The sequence below is a fragment of the Vibrio sp. YT-18 genome, assembly GCF_033337345.1.
GTDB lineage: Bacteria > Pseudomonadota > Gammaproteobacteria > Enterobacterales > Vibrionaceae > Vibrio > Vibrio alginolyticus.
In genome coordinates, this window is sequence record NZ_JAWOQO010000003.1 from 11,693 (window position 1) to 26,862 (window position 15,170).

Below are 15,170 nucleotides of genomic sequence, written 5' to 3' on the forward strand. Positions count from 1 at the left end.
AAAAAGAAGCCAGCGATTCGCTGGCTTCTTGCTTTCAATCGCTACTTTTTTCTAGCCATTTCTTGGTGGTTCAAACGCTGTTAGTTCTAATTCTGGGCCAGTGTATTTTTCAATACGAACCAGTGCCGAGTTCGCCGCACAGCCGTTTGCAAGTCGAGAGGTCGGAATATCCAACGTTAACACGTTACAACCGCCGTTCTTACAAATGCCGGTTTTAGGATCCAAATCCGGCCAACCGCCTTCATGAATACACACTGAACCTTGCTTGATTCGGTCAGTCACTTCTGCACCAACCAATACTTGGCCACGGTTGTTAAACGCACGAACTAGATCGCCCGTTTTAATACCACGCGCTTTCGCATCTTCAGGGTGAATCCAAATAGGTTCACGGTTTGCAATTGCGTACTCTTCGCGAATCTTCGCGTAGTTGAATTGGCTGTGTAGACGATGCGCTGCGTGCGCGGTCATTAGCTGCAACTCGCCATCTTTCGCAGTACCCGTGTACTCGGTTGGTGCCATCCACGTTGGATGTGGAGGACAGTCTTCCAACTGATAACCTTCAATGGTTTTCGAGAAGATTTCGATCTTACCACTTGGTGTACCGAGTGGATTCATGATCGGGTCTTCACGGAAATCTGCGTAACGAACAAACTGTGCGTTCTTCTCGTTCCACTTCATCTCGATCAGTTGGTTATCTTCCCAGAACTTGCTGAAGTTCGGCATTGCTACGCGAGAGCCACGGCCACCTTGTTGCGCCGCCTTGTAGAAGCCGTACAGCCATTCCATTTCGGTTTTGCCTTCGGTGTATACGTCACGGCCACCCGGAGCTAGCATCTCTGCCATGTCCGCGAATACATCGAAGTCATTACGCGCTTCACCTTGCGGCTCAACCACTTGCTTCATTGGCACCAAGTGTTGGTTACTGTAGTCACCCGTCATCGTTAAGTCGTTACGCTCGAACGATGTGGTGATTGGCAGAACGATGTCCGCGTGCTTCGCAGCCGCCGTCCAGTAAGGCTCTGAAATTACGATCAGCTCAGGCTTTTGCCACGCTTTAATCAAACGGTTGGTGTCTTGGTGGTGAGTAAAGTTCGCACCACCTGCCCACCAAATCATCTTGATATCCGGAAACGTCAGTTCATGACCGTTATGATGGTAGGATTGACCTGGGTTTTCCAACGCCTCGACAATACGCGCTACAGGGAAGCTTTGCACCGCGCCAGACACCGCCCAGTCGTTCCCCGCAGAAGAGCCGCCACCCAGCGATGCCGAAATCGCAGGAAGTACGCCAGCATCACGAGCAGGGTTACCACCGTTTGAGTAGTGGTAAGAGAAACCAAAACCACCGCCCGGTAAACCGATTTGACCCAACATCGTTGCCAGTGTAACCAGCATCCAGTGACGCTGCTCACCGTATTGTTGGCGCTGCATGCCCCAACCCGCCATCAGCATGGTGCGGTTTTTACTGAAGATGTCAGCCAGTAGCTCAAGTTGCTTCGCAGGTACGCCACAGATTTGTGATGCCCATTCTGCTGATTTTTCTACGCCGTCTTCTTCGCCCATCAGGTACGCTTCAAACTTGTCGTAACCTGCGGTGTATTTATCGAGGAAGGCTTTATCGTGCTTACCTTGTTTCACTAAGGTGTGTGCGATGCCCATCATCATTGCCACGTCGGTCATTGGGTGAGGAGCAATCCACTCCGCATTCTCACCAAAGAACTCGATGGTTTCAGAACGAATAGGGTCAATCGCAATGACAGTCTTGCCTGATTTTTTCAATTGATGGAAGAACTCAAGACCAGCACAGTCTGTTGAGCTCCACGCGATTTTTAGAGTGTTGATCGGGTTTAAGCCCCAAAGCACAACCACATCGCTGTGCTCTAATACCACTGGGTACGTAGTTTGTTGCTCGTACACTTCGATAGAGCCCACAACGTGCGGCATGATGACCTGCGCAGCCCCCGTTGAGTAGTCACCCAAGTGGCCTGAATAGCCGCCCGCCATGCTCATGTAACGTTGCAGCAAGGTTTGTGCTTTGTGCAGCACGCCACTTGAACGCCAGCCGTAAGAGCCTGCAAACACAGAAGCCGGGCCGTATTCTTTGCGAATTCGCATGTGCTGTTCGTGGATCAGCTTGTAAGCCTCATCCCAAGACACACGCACAAACTCATCACTACCGCGCACACCTTCTGGCGACGATGGGTTTGCCAAGTAGCCTTTACGTACCATTGGGTACTTCACACGCGCCTTGGTATGCACTTGGTCAGGCCCAGTAGTTTGTAGACTATTTGGTACAGTTTGTGGAAGAGCATTAGTAGTCGAAACCAACTTACCATCTTTCACTTCACATAACATTGGGCCCATGCGGCCCGCTGTCAAAATGCCCTTGCCACGCTGGTTTGAAGACGCAACAGACATAGGTGCAAATGAAGTGAATGCCATTGCACCAGCCGCCATACCAGTGCCTTTTAGAAATCCGCGACGGGTCATATTAGTCATAATCTTATCCTTCTATTTATCGTTAGTGACCAACCACATCTTTCGCGTGGTGCTGGAAGAACTTGGTTAGAATTTCTAGGTTCTCGGCTGAAATATCAGTTCGATCACCCATACTTTTCGCTACCGGTCCCCATGCATTCACTGTGAAGTGATTTGAAGGAATTTTCGCGTGACAAGTTGCACAGTAAACGTTGTCCAACTCTTCTGCGTATGACCATACTGGTTCAAGCGTGTCAACAACTGGAGAATCAATAGCGCCAGTTAGAGAAACCGCGCGCCATTCGTTGCCGTAAACATCTGCCTCAAATTCACCAGTTTCAAGCGCTTGTTGGCCTTGCTCTGTTAGCGTTGCTACGATGGCACGTTGACCTTCTCCCATGTAAAGCACTTGCTCTGCGCCTTTCATTTGGAATGCGTTCAACTTAACAGTGCGGTTGTCGCCTTTAGAGCTGATTACTTCCAACTTCGTCGTTGGGTTAATTTTGCCCATCTCACCCATTGCGATTTCAGTCACAGGGTAAACGACTTTGGCACCAGGTGATGTTTTTGTGGTGAAGCTCATCAACGTTTCAAATGCCTTGCTGTCTAGCTCTGCTTCTGGTGCAAAGTGCGCCACACCTTTATGACAATCGATACACGTTTGATCGTTTGCTTTCGCGTAAGCGTGCATCTTCGCCGCATCACGTGATTGCTCAAACTCTTCCATTGCATCGAAATCATGACACGAACGACACGTCGCTGAATCATTTTCACGGAACTGAGCCCATACCGTTTCAGCCATATCTTTACGATGTGCTTCATATTTCTCTGGCGTGTCGATCTTACCTGTCACAAATTCATGGTAGATATCTTTCGACGCGCGAATTTTGGTGATCAGGTAATCCATTGGTTCTTGAGGAATATGACAGTCAGAACATTCCGCGCGAATGCCTTTCGCATTACTGAAGTGCACTGAGCCTTGGTACTCTTTGTAAGGGGTTTCCATAGAGTGGCACGAGAGACAAAATTCAGTATCTGAGGTGTAATGCATTACTACCGCACTCCCCCCCAAAGTTAACCAGCCCACACCAATGCCGGCAGCAACCAGCAGTGCAACATATCGTTTTTTTATTGACATAATTAGCAACACTTCCAAATAAAATGTAATTATAGGTCGCAAATTACTACTTTATGGGTAGTCCTCTCTTGATCCACATCATTTCCGTGTTGCTCTGTATGCCTCAAGTATGAAATTTTGTTATTTGCATCTCAAAGATGAATATATGGCAATAATCCATTACCCAGCCAACTATTCACCACATAAATCACTTTTATGAATGCAACTATTTGATTAAACAGATAAGAGGATGAGAGACTGAATCTCCACATTGATGCAGTAAGGACACGCATGTCAGTTTATATCGAGACGCACAGAAGCCAATTAAGACCCATCAAAGCCAGTGACTGGGAACTCTTTCAACGATTACTCTCCGAACAAGAGGTTATTGCGCTCTGTTTCGATCGTCCCAGCGAAACAGAAATAAGAGAAAAATTTGCTTCGCGATTATTACCATGGACCCCAAATTGCCAGCATTGGCTTTGCCTTGTAATACTCGATAAGCAATCTGAACAACCCATCGGCATCACTGGCTTTGCTATTGAAAACGGTAAGGCAGAGGTAGGTTACTTACTTTTGCCGGAATTTCATGGCCAACAGTTTGGAACAGAAACTCTTCAAGCGCTTCTATACTGGGCAACCTCGACACATAACATCAACCACTTTTCCGCGACGGTCACTGAAGGCAATATTGCGTCAGAACGTGTCCTGATAAAATGTGGTTTCGAACTCATTGAGGTCATTCCAGACGCATACCAAATTGGTGGCAAACCCTACGCCGATAAAATCTACTCACTACAAAAATAAGGACGTATTTTGAATAAAGTAGTCATCATTACCGGCGCAAGCCGAGGCATTGGAGCCGCAGCGGCGAAAAAGCTGGCCGAGCAAGGCTATCGCGTTTGCGTTAATTACCGCACTCAGCAAGAGGCCGCCGACCAAGTTGTGGCAGAAATACAAGCAAACGGTGGCAAAGCGATTGCCATCGCCGCAGACGTAGCCGATGAGAAGCAAGTGCTCTCCTTGTTTGATGAAACAGAACGTGAATTTGGTGCAGTGACGCACTTGGTCAACAACGTTGGCATCCTATTTACTCAATCGCCTTTGTCAGAAATCAGCTTGGAACGCTTTCAGAAAGTAATGAACACCAATGTGAATAGCTGTTTTCTCTGCTGTCGAGAAGCGGCGAAGCGATTCAGTGCAGGCGGTGCAATTGTGAATGTCTCCTCTGGAGCGTCGCGCTCAGGCGCGCCATTTGAGTATGTCGATTACGCCACATCAAAAGGCGCGATGGATACCTTAACTAAAGGGCTCTCGCTAGAGTTGGCAGAGCGCAATATTCGCGTCAATGGCGTTCGACCTGGTTTCATTTACACTGATATGCATGCCGACGGCGGAGAACCAAACCGAGTAGATAGACTCAGCCCTCAAATTCCTCTTAAACGCGGTGGCACGGTAGAAGAAGTGGCAAATGCGATCGCTTGGCTATTAAGTGACGAAGCCTCTTATGTCACAGGATCATTTATCGATATTGCAGGGGGCAGATAGAATGCAAGTCCATATCCGACAAGCGATTCCCGATGATTTAGACGGAATTTTTCAGCTTAATTTTCAAATTAATTCACTGCATTTTGCGAATGCGCCAGAAGCCTTTGTTGCGCCTTCAGAAGCTGACCGTGAATTTCTTGCACAAGCACTAGAGAACAAAGAGCGACTCTTTTTGATTGCCGAACGCGAACAGCAAATTCTCGGCTTCTTAACCGCGATGATCACCCAAAACGACACCGTCAGTTTTCTGATCAAAGACCCAATTTGTCGCGTGGGAACAATTGTTGTCGATGAAGCGCAAAAGCAGCAAGGAATCGGCCGCCAACTGCTCCAAGCCTGTGAGCAATGGGCGCGCGATGCCAATGCCACACAAGTTCGATTGGAAGTGATGGAATTCAATCAGCCAGCACAGCGCTTTTACGATAATCAAGGTTTTAAAACTAACTCACGCATTATGCTGAAACATTTGTAACGATAACGACAATTAAGCGCTTTTCACGGCTAAACCCACCTAAATCGCATTTATCGATGCAATTTACCCCCCTGATTTTAGAAAAAGACGATATGATGTGCGGATAAGGAGATTCGAACATGATTTATCTTTTCGATTGGGGGAACACCTTGATGGTAGATTTCCCTCACGCACAAGGAAAAATGTGCGATTGGGAACACGTAGAAGCAGTTCCTCAAGCCAGAAAAACACTGGCAATACTTTCCCAAAATCATCCCATCTACATTGCGACCAGTGCATCTGATTCCAACATGGAAGAGGTTCAGCGTGCATTTGTTCGCGTCGACTTAGACCAATACTTAAATGGCTATTTTTGTTTTGCCAACCTCGGTATCGCTAAACACCAACCTGAGTTTTATCTCGCCATCGCAAAACAGTTAGGGGTTAACGTGAGTGGAATAACCATGGTTGGCGATTTACCTCACAAAGATATTTACCCTGCGATGAAAGCGGGCGTAAACACAATTTGGTTTAACCCAACGGGCGCTGATGCACCAGCCGAAGCCATTCCTAACCAAATTCGTTGTTTATCTGAGCTTATCCCCTAACCGTTACTAACCTGCACTAATCAAGGAAGATGAATGCAAATCAGATCCATCAAGGTGAGCGATATCGCGCGCTTCACCGCGCTGTGGAATCGAGTGTACTCCGAAGGGGAATTTTTGATTTCTCCTGCACCCGATAACGCAACGCTTCGCAGAATCCTGCAACGTGTGGAAAACGAGTCCATCCCTCAGTTTGTCGCGTTTGACCGCCAAAAACTTATCGGTAGTGTTGAAATCTACCCAGCTGAGATGTGCGGTTACGAAAGAGGGCAACGCCTTCGCGTCGGTATTCTTGGTATTCACATCGACAAAAACTACCGAGGCAAAGGATTGGGGCGGAAACTATTGGCAGTCGCGATCGCACGTGGTTGGGAATTTGGTTACGACCAAATCGCACTCTACGTATACACAACCAACACACCAGCGATTGCTTTATATGAACGGTTTGGATTTGAACATCAGGGGGAACTTGGGGAAGTGACCTTGCCAAATGGTAAAGTCTTGATGAGTCAAAAAATGGTATTGTATAAAGCGCAAAGCCCTTCGAAAAACCCCGATTTGTAGACTCACGATAACCGTTGTTCGCAACACTTATTCGGGATTAACACCCTTGCGTCACATACCCTCGAACAATTGAATCGTTAGAGGCTTGATTCACGTAGTAGAAATAGCATGCTTCTTCTGCCAGTGTGTAACCTTGCGGCCAAATGTACACCACGCGATCAACACCCGATTTATCTAAGAACTGATAATCAGGAATAGCGACAAAATGAGCACTGTTTGGGTGCTGCTGACCGATGATGCAAAAATCACTGCCTTTGCACGGCACGTCAATTTTCGAATAACCTCTGGCTGGTAGATCGATTTCTAACAAAGCTCGAATACTATCGGCACTCGCTTCTGGCATGCCTTTGCGTGTTTTGACATGTCGGTCAATGTAGTGAACGTGCTCTTGGCCGTAAGCGTTATCAATCACTGATTGAGCATGAAAGAATTTGAGAGCCGTACCCAAAGAAGACTGAGAACTGTGCAGCATCGCAGCGTATGCTTGGCGATGAATATCGAGTAGTACTGGTAAAGCAGCTAATGCGATGAAAGCCAAAGTGGTAAGCACTATGGTGATTTCCATCAGCGTAAATCCCTTTGATTTCACGTTTCTTATCTCAACTAGCCCAAGACAATAGCCCCACATCCATGTGAGACCGAGCCAATATATCGCCAATTTCTTACGATTAAAGGCTTAAGGGGTAAGAAGAGACAAACACCACTCAAACTTGAGAACAGCAGCCAAAGAGCAGTGTAACAAAACGACGCTATGTGTCAGATATTAGACGGTTTTTACTCTCTAGTTACTGAGTAAAGGCACATTATTTCGCACCAGACCACGACGAACATTCGTGCACATTTTGCCAAAACGACGAATCTCATCGAACTGCGGAACAATGCCGCGCTCCATGGCTGACTCCCAATAAGTGACTTCTGAATCGACCATTTCCAACAATTTCTTCGGACAGCCAATGCACTGCCCTTCTGGTCCACATACAAACGTTTCTGGTTCATAAATTGGTAGTTCCGCTTTTACTTGCTCGATGATGCTACGCATGGCGGTCATTCGATCTGGCTTTACCTTCATCATTCTGCTCCACGGATTAAGATGAAGCAGATTGTACCCACTGATACGCAAATGTCCCTACCCAATTTAGGTATATTCTGTTTGAATCGATTTCTTTATCGTCAGATCCGGCTTTTTAACCACCAAATACACCGCCGTAGCTGCCAGTACGAAACCAGAAATCCCCATCCAATCAAATGACTCTCCAAACGCGAGCCAAGCCTGAATCGCCGTCGTTGGCGGCACCAGGTAGAATACAGAAGCTACGCTCGATGCAGCACCGTTCTTAACCATGTACAGCAGCAGTAGAATAGCTACACAAGAGAGCACGACGACCAACCACAACACAGTCAAAATAAACTCCAGTTCCCACTGCACTTGCATGGTTTCAAACTGCATCGCAACGGGCAGAAACATGACGAGCGCGGCCAAATATTGCACCGTCGCACCACCCACCATATCCACTTGTTGGCAATGTTTTTTCTGATACAGCGTCCCTAGCGTGATACCAACCAAAGCCAATAAACACAAACCAATGGCCAACACTTTGTGCTGCTCGGATTGCCACTCCATTTTGCCCATCAACACCATAGCGATACCGACAAAACCAAGAGCCAAACCCAGCCATTGCGAGGGTTTAAATTCCTCACGAACAAACGCCACCAGCAAAGCCGCGGTTAAAATCGGCTGAATGCCCACCAGCAACGAACTCAACCCCGCTGGCATACCCAAAGCGATAGCGAAATAAGTACCGCCCAGATAGAAACCGTGGATTAACGCCCCAACCACACAGCTGTGCCAAAAATCTTTTCCTGTCGGCAACCTTCTACGCAATACCGCCACAAGAACCAGAAACAATAAGACATTGAATGCCATACGGATAGAAAGTAGTGTCGCTGGCTCGGCATATTGCAAACCAAAACGCGCACCAACGAATCCAGAAGCCCAAAGGATGACAAATACAAAAGGGATGGCTCGGATTAACATGATCGCCTCACTCACGCTTGTTTTATGTTTTGAGATACTGCTAATGTAATTAGGTACAGTGTTTTCAAAAAGTGACAGATGGAAGTGTTTTTATGGGTACAGATTTATTGGAAAGCGGTGAAGGGAATAAGTACCTCGTGGTGGAAAAACACCTCAAACAAGCCATCAATGATGGCGTTTATCAGGCGGATGATCGACTGCCCTCCATTCGCTCGTTGAGCCAAGAATTAAACGTCAGTAAAAATACCGTGATTCGTGCGTATCAAGAGCTGGAAGCACAAAACTTGGTTTACTCGGTTCCCAAATCGGGTTATCGAGTTAAAGTCGCCTTGCCGACCTCTCGCTCAATTCCGGATCCGACTCGCGTGGATTTGCTCTCGATCTGCAAAGAAATCCTTACTTATCCTGAATACCAAGAGCGTTTGCCTACCGGTTCTGCCCACCCAAACATTGACTCCCCCGCGATCAAAAGCTTGTACGCCGAGATCGGCCGCCACAGCCGCCAGCAAACGCATGTACCGAGCCATTACCAATTACCACCCGGTGATCACCTCTTAATCAAACAACTAGCGAAAATCACACAAGATTTGGGCACGCCAGCCAAGTTGGATGAGATCATGGTGACGCACGGCGCGCAACAAGCCATTAGCCTAGCGCTGCGCGCAACGACACAAAAAGGCGATATCGTCGCGGTGGAGTCCCCTTGCTATTTTGGCAACTTATTGATGCTAGAATCACTCGGCCTCAAAGTGGTGGAAATTCCGAGTTGCCCACGCGACGGTATGTGCCCCGAAGCCTTAGCAAAAGCAATGGCGACATGGGACATAAAAGCGATCATCGTAACGCCAAACTTCACCAACCCTACTGGTGCTATGATGCCGCTAGAAAAGCGTCAACAATTACTATTGGCGTCCGGCAATATTCCTATTATCGAAGACGATGTGTTTGGCGGGTTAAGTTATGATAAGCCGTTGCCAAGCTTGAGATTGCTCGATGACAAGCAACGCGTAATTTACGTGAATTCGTTATCCAAAACGCTCGATTCGCGTTTGAGAATTGGTTGGATGTTGGCGGGGCGATATCGAGACCAAATTGAACAATATCTACTGTGTGAGAACATGGGCAGTTTGAACCTGATGCAATCCGCCGTGGCAACGTTTCTAACGTCAGGCAAGTATCGAACGCATACTGCGCGAATGGGTCGGGTTTATCAAAACAACATGCGACGATTTATACAGATGCTTCATCAATACTTGGATGAATACGAACCTCTAAAAAATCGATACCAGATCAACGCCGTACAAGGCTCGTTCTTACTTTGGTTGCGACTGCCCGAAGACACGGACAGCTATGCGTTGTATCAAGCATGCAATAAGCACAGAATCAGCCTACTTCCCGGCACCGTATTTGGCACTCAAGGGCAATATCGACATTGCGTGCGCCTCAGCGTGGCAAACTTTGGTCATGAAACCGATTGGAGTCACGCGATGCAAACACTGGCAAAATTGATAGCAAAGCATGCCTGTTAACTCGCTCTTACTAAATGAACTTATGCCGACACACGTAAACAGGTAACAACAAAAAACTCCACGCAAAGGTGGAGTTTTTCATATCGTCATCGCCTTCAGTGCGACTTAATTTGCCACATTCTCGCGACGTTTTCGGCTAAATTAGCAACGTTGACGTCGGCCTCTTTCATGGCCTCAGGTAAGCTCATCGCCCTTGGTACACAAGCAAACACCGCATCAATGCCGCACTCATAAACCGCCTGATAGTTGTCGCCCACACAGCCTGCTAATGCAATGACTGGTAAATTACACTGCTTAGCCACCTGAGCAACGCCCATCGGCGTTTTGCCATGTGCGGTTTGATGATCGATTCGACCCTCGCCTGTAAATACGATATCCGCATCCGCAACATGCTGAGCAAGTTTGACCGTTTCAAGCACAATCTCAATTCCCGGTTGCAAACGTGCTGGCGTGTACCCGAGCAAGGCCGCGCCCATACCACCAGCAGCACCCGCCCCTTCACGAGTCAGTACATGCTTACCCGTCGCTTGTTCCGTCAACTCGCCAAACTTGCGCAATGCGTTATCGAGCAGAGTAACGTCTGATACGGTCGCTCCCTTTTGCGGGCCAAAGATAGCCGACGCGCCTTTGTCACCACAGAGTGGGTTATCAACATCGCACGCTACCAACACTTCGCAAGTTGCTAAACGAGGGTCAAGACCAGAAATATCGATGGACGCAAGCGCCGCTAACCCGCCTCCATTTGGGGTAATTGCATGACCAGATTCATCAAGAAACGCCACCCCCAACGCGGTCAACATGCCCACGCCACCATCATTGGTAGCGCTGCCGCCCAAACCAATGATTAAACGTTGAATGCCTCTGTCTAGCGCGTGTTTGATCAGCTGTCCGGTACCAATGCTACTGGTCAGTTTTGGGTCGCGAGCGTCACTCGGCACAAGGTGTAGCCCACTGGCCTCCGCCATTTCAATAACCGCAGTTTCGCCGTCGCCGAGGATGCCATAAAACGCTTCAACATCATTCCCTAATGGCGCAGTCACTGTTGTGAAGACTTGTTCGCCTTGAGTTGCATCTATCAAAGATTGAACCGTGCCTTCGCCACCGTCTGCGACCGGAACCGTAACAAACTCAGCATCATGCCATACGCGAGCAAGACCCGTTTTTATCGCCTCGCTCACTTGTTTGGCGGTTAAGCTTTCTTTAAATGAATCAGGTGCAATTACCACTTTCATACGTATTTCCAGAGACTTATAAGAGAACGAGGCTCAAAATGTACACCAATGCCATTGCCGTGACACCTTGAACGAGCGTAGCCATGGTTTGCGCGCGGTACGCTAAGCCCACCGACATGCGGCTAAACTGCGAAACTACCCAGAAGAAACTGTCGTTTGCATGAGAAACCGTCATCGCACCAGCACCGATCGCCATCACCGTTAATACGCGGCCCATTTCTGAATCGAGCCCCAATTGCGTAAGCATAGGCGCAACCAAAGCCGATGTGGTCACCAATGCAACCGTTGATGAACCTTGCGCCGACTTTAGCGCAGCCGCAACGATAAATGGCATGAAAATACCCACGCCCAGCGCCGATAGCGTCGTACCTAAGTATTCACCTAGCGGCGTTGCTTTTAATACCGCGCCAAATGCACCACCCGCACCGGTAATCAAAAGAATAGGCGCAGCAGCCGTAATACCTTGGCTGATTCGCTCGCCAAATTCTTCAATCTTGTTGTCTGACTTGAGTAGGCGAACAGAAAGGAACAGGCCAATCACCAATGCCGTTAGTGGCTGTCCTAAGAAAGTCAGAACATCAAACACAAAACCTTCGCCCAGCGGTAGGCTTGGGAATTTCGCGATAGAGCCAAAACAGATCAATAAGATAGGAACAAAAATAGGAGCGAATGCTTGGCTCGCCGTTGGCAATTTGCCGTAAGACGCTTTGAGTGCTTGCCAGTCTTGCTGAATTTCTTCTACGGCTTCAATGCCATCTGGTTCAACATGTTGGAATCGGTTCGCCCACAACATCCCCGCTAACGCCGCAACCGCTGCAACAAACACACCCACACCAATCACTAAACCAAGGTTAGATTCCAGGCCTAAGTTACCCGCAGCGGCAATCGGGCCAGGAGTTGGCGGCACAAACGTGTGCGTTGCGTATAGGCCAGTTGCCAACGCCACACTCATCGCAACGCTTGAGGTTTTTAAACGCTTCGCGAGTGATTCTTTGAGCGAGTTCAGAATGACAAAGCCTGAATCACAAAATACCGGAACAGAAACGATGTAACCTATGATACTCATGGTCAATGTTGGGAAACGCTCACCCAACACTTTGATGACCGTATCGGCCATGGTGATCGCCGCACCACTTTTTTCCAAAATAACACCAATGATAGTACCTAAAACGATAACCAAACCAATGTAACCAAGGATGCCGCCAAAGCCAGAAGCAATGGTTTTGGCAATGCTATCTGCCGGTAAGCCGTAAGCAAATGCCGCAAGGAACGCCGCGATGATCAGCGCTAAAAAGGGATGTAATTTGAATTTGGTGGTCGTGAGCACAATAAATGCGATCACCCCGAGCAGGATTAATATAAGGTTCATGATAACTCCATTTATTCTTATTTTGCTGAGCGTGTCCGTGTTGGCTCACTCAACATGTAGGGACGCATGAATTATTAATCGTTTGCTTTAGAATTCCTTTAGGCGGAGTGACAAATGATGTGGTCAAAAAATGACGCGTATTGTGCAGATGCACAATATCACGACATTTTTGAGAGCCGAGTCGCAATATAAAGCTCCGCTAACCCCACAAAATTGGTAGTTGGTAGCCCTGTTATCTCGGTGATTTTCTCTAACCGATAGCGCAGAGTGTTCCGGTGAATAAACAGCATTTTAGAGCATTCTGTTACATTGCCATTGCATTCAAACAGTGCATCTAGGGTTTTCAATAATTGCCCAGATTTGTCTTTCTCTTTCAACCGTTTCACACCATCAATAATTTGTTCACCTTGCCAAATATCCGCCAACGGCGCTAACAAAACAGGCAAACGAAGTTCATCGAACAGGTACTTACGTTTCTCTGGGTAGAACTGCTTGCCAATGGCTAATACCTGCTTCGCGCTTTGGTATGACAACGCGACATCTTTAGGCTCATTAAACAGCTGCCCTAGCGCAATGTGAAACGTATGCGAATCGTGATCGCTTAAACGCGACATCAACTTATCAATGCGCTCACTTTCAACTTGGCTATCCCACTGCTTGGCGGAATGACACGGTTTCAACACCACAATTTCATTCACTGAGACAATCGCAACTAGGTTGTTACGCTCTGGGTATTCAAGCAGCTCAACAATATTGCGCACACTCTTCATGCTTTTCGAGGCCGACGGCGTCGAGACTTCAATCACCGTTGCCACCCGTGGTTGAGTAACATCGATAGAAAGACGCATCGCCCAATCTTTCAGCTCTTCATCGGTCAATTTGCCATTGATCCAAGCCAGAATAAACTCTTCACGATGACGTCTGTCCCACTGAAATTTTTCCACCAGCGCAGCTTGCTCGATTGTTAGTTCAGCGGTCATTTTAACCAGTTTTGCAAAATCTCGGATTTTCTCCGGCTCTCCTGTGACGCCAACAATACCGACCACGTCGCCATGTAATTTCAACAACATATTGATACCGGGTTTGACACCCTGCAACGTCAAACATTGCTGCTCATTAAGCTCTAGCGAATCGCCATGATTCAGCGCCAGTACCGCGCCATCATGCACTTGCCCAACACGTTTAGGGTCGCCACTGCCAATGATGATGCCTGCCGAGTTCATCACATTCACATTGTGACCAATGATGGACATGGTTCGATCAACAATTTGTTGTGCTAAAGCGTGGTCGAGAATCACCATTTCGAGTTTCCAAATTGACCGTTTAATCGCTCAATAAATCACAAATGGCAAACTATCGCGATGCTGCGGTTCTAAATAACGGAAGCAGCTCAAAGCATTATCCAATTGCCCATATTTAAAAAGTGGATTAAACCTTCATTTTTAGCAGCGGGTTATATACTTAGAACAAAGGTTACCAATGCATTCTTCACTGTGCATTGATGCCACTCGTCTACCTACAGAGGAGAGATCAACATGGAGTTACGGAATAAATCGGGGGAAGTTGCAAATATTGCTGATAACCTCACTTTGAAGGAAATCACAGAAATGGGCTACACCGTAGATTTATGCGATGAAGCATTTGCTCCTGGAGAGCATTGGAAAGCGGAAGGTAAAACGCAAGGTATGGGCGAGTATCCAGAGGAGTAAACGTCCTGACGAGCCAGCGCACAAAAGCGTTCCACAAACAGAAAAACCGAGCGACTTAACGCTCGGTTTTTTACTTTTGAACTTCTTGAATAAACAAGCTCATCTCTTCAAGATAATTGCCGTTTGAGCATCCCCAGTCGGTGACCTCAATCAACTCAGTAACTAACTGTCCAGACTCATCATCTTGCACTCTCTGCACAAACGCTTCAAAACGTTCCAGTTGTGTCTGACTCTTAACGCCATGCACGGCATATTCTACAAGCAAGCCGTTGTACGTCTGCCAGCGCTGGTCGCCAGCAACATCATTGCTTAAAATCACAGAACACTTTTGTTGAATGCTTTCAACCGCATCATTTCTTGGTGGCGCGACTGTGGAACATCCAACTAAAATCGTACCTACCGCCAATAACGTAACTTTTGTCTTATTTATCATATCGTTTCCAACTGTATCGCCACGATATGGAAATCTTATTACACCTGATAAGGATCATCGATAGCGCACCGCAGATTAATTACTTAATAAACTGTAAACT

At 47.4% G+C, this 15,170-nt stretch carries 16 protein-coding genes; 7 read left to right on the forward strand and 9 right to left on the reverse strand.

Features of this window, described 5'->3' with window-relative positions:
• Positions 1-51: 51 nt before the first annotated feature.
• Together R7M72_RS04795 and R7M72_RS04800 are read right to left on the reverse strand one after the other, a co-directional pair.
• Entirely contained in the window at positions 52-2,499 is a 2,448-nt protein-coding gene (locus R7M72_RS04795; protein WP_053308056.1) for a trimethylamine-N-oxide reductase 2, read from the reverse strand.
• Positions 2,500-2,521: 22 nt separating this feature from the next.
• Entirely contained in the window at positions 2,522-3,616 is a 1,095-nt protein-coding gene (locus tag R7M72_RS04800; RefSeq protein WP_318056075.1) for a NapC/NirT family cytochrome c, read from the reverse strand.
• 270 nt (positions 3,617-3,886) lie between these two features.
• Between R7M72_RS04800 and R7M72_RS04805 the strand changes: the two genes are divergently transcribed.
• The 5 genes from R7M72_RS04805 to R7M72_RS04825 all read left to right on the forward strand — a co-directional run bounded on the left by R7M72_RS04805 (position 3,887) and on the right by R7M72_RS04825 (position 6,763).
• Positions 3,887-4,402, forward strand: a complete 516-nt coding sequence (locus tag R7M72_RS04805; protein ID WP_017634358.1) for a GNAT family N-acetyltransferase — start codon at positions 3,887-3,889, stop codon at positions 4,400-4,402.
• Between the two features lie 9 nt (positions 4,403-4,411).
• Positions 4,412-5,143 (forward strand): glucose 1-dehydrogenase, encoded by a 732-nt coding sequence (locus R7M72_RS04810; protein ID WP_005383319.1) that lies wholly within the window; start codon positions 4,412-4,414, stop codon positions 5,141-5,143.
• Position 5,144: 1 nt separating this feature from the next.
• The gene (locus tag R7M72_RS04815) at positions 5,145-5,615 is read left to right on the forward strand and encodes a GNAT family N-acetyltransferase (RefSeq protein WP_005374310.1); all 471 of its coding nucleotides are present in this window, start codon (positions 5,145-5,147) and stop codon (positions 5,613-5,615) included.
• A gap of 119 nt (positions 5,616-5,734) precedes the next feature.
• On the forward strand, positions 5,735-6,202 hold the full coding sequence (locus R7M72_RS04820) for an HAD family hydrolase (protein ID WP_042522353.1): 468 nt from the start codon (positions 5,735-5,737) through the stop codon (positions 6,200-6,202).
• Positions 6,203-6,235: 33 nt separating this feature from the next.
• Positions 6,236-6,763 (forward strand): GNAT family N-acetyltransferase, encoded by a 528-nt coding sequence (locus R7M72_RS04825; RefSeq protein ID WP_005374314.1) that lies wholly within the window; start codon positions 6,236-6,238, stop codon positions 6,761-6,763.
• A gap of 37 nt (positions 6,764-6,800) precedes the next feature.
• Here R7M72_RS04825 and R7M72_RS04830 read toward each other — a convergent pair whose 3' ends face one another.
• From R7M72_RS04830 to R7M72_RS04840, 3 genes are all read right to left on the reverse strand, one after another.
• A complete protein-coding gene (locus R7M72_RS04830) occupies positions 6,801-7,391 on the reverse strand; it encodes a type II secretion system protein (RefSeq protein WP_225474250.1) in 591 nt (196 codons plus the stop codon).
• A 153-nt stretch (positions 7,392-7,544) separates the two neighbouring features.
• Complete coding sequence (locus tag R7M72_RS04835) at positions 7,545-7,832, reverse strand: hypothetical protein (protein ID WP_005374318.1); 288 nt, start codon at positions 7,830-7,832, stop codon at positions 7,545-7,547.
• 66 nt (positions 7,833-7,898) lie between these two features.
• Positions 7,899-8,798, reverse strand: coding sequence for a DMT family transporter (locus R7M72_RS04840; RefSeq protein ID WP_017634359.1), 900 nt, complete (start codon positions 8,796-8,798; stop codon positions 7,899-7,901).
• A gap of 92 nt (positions 8,799-8,890) precedes the next feature.
• On the opposite strand from R7M72_RS04840, the gene R7M72_RS04845 reads away from it, so the two are divergent.
• A complete protein-coding gene (locus tag R7M72_RS04845; RefSeq protein ID WP_176311402.1) occupies positions 8,891-10,327 on the forward strand; it encodes a PLP-dependent aminotransferase family protein in 1,437 nt (478 codons plus the stop codon).
• Positions 10,328-10,422: 95 nt separating this feature from the next.
• Here the strand turns inward: R7M72_RS04845 and R7M72_RS04850 are convergent, their stop codons facing one another.
• From R7M72_RS04850 to R7M72_RS04860, 3 genes are all read right to left on the reverse strand, one after another.
• Positions 10,423-11,559 carry a glycerate kinase gene (locus R7M72_RS04850; RefSeq protein WP_042522351.1) on the reverse strand — a complete coding sequence of 379 codons (1,137 nt, stop codon included), beginning with the start codon at positions 11,557-11,559 and terminating at the stop codon, positions 10,423-10,425.
• Positions 11,560-11,575: 16 nt separating this feature from the next.
• Positions 11,576-12,928: a GntP family permease gene (locus R7M72_RS04855; RefSeq protein WP_005391886.1), complete on the reverse strand. Its 1,353-nt coding sequence runs from the start codon at positions 12,926-12,928 to the stop codon at positions 11,576-11,578.
• Between the two features lie 158 nt (positions 12,929-13,086).
• On the reverse strand, positions 13,087-14,229 hold the full coding sequence (locus tag R7M72_RS04860; RefSeq protein WP_005374330.1) for a sugar diacid recognition domain-containing protein: 1,143 nt from the start codon (positions 14,227-14,229) through the stop codon (positions 13,087-13,089).
• Between the two features lie 234 nt (positions 14,230-14,463).
• Here R7M72_RS04860 and R7M72_RS04865 point away from each other — a divergent pair, with 234 nt between their 5' ends.
• The gene (locus R7M72_RS04865) at positions 14,464-14,637 is read left to right on the forward strand and encodes a hypothetical protein (RefSeq protein WP_005374332.1); all 174 of its coding nucleotides are present in this window, start codon (positions 14,464-14,466) and stop codon (positions 14,635-14,637) included.
• 70 nt (positions 14,638-14,707) lie between these two features.
• On the opposite strand, the gene R7M72_RS04870 is transcribed toward R7M72_RS04865, so the two are convergent.
• Positions 14,708-15,070: a hypothetical protein gene (locus R7M72_RS04870; RefSeq protein ID WP_025768763.1), complete on the reverse strand. Its 363-nt coding sequence runs from the start codon at positions 15,068-15,070 to the stop codon at positions 14,708-14,710.
• Positions 15,071-15,170 lie beyond the last annotated feature (100 nt).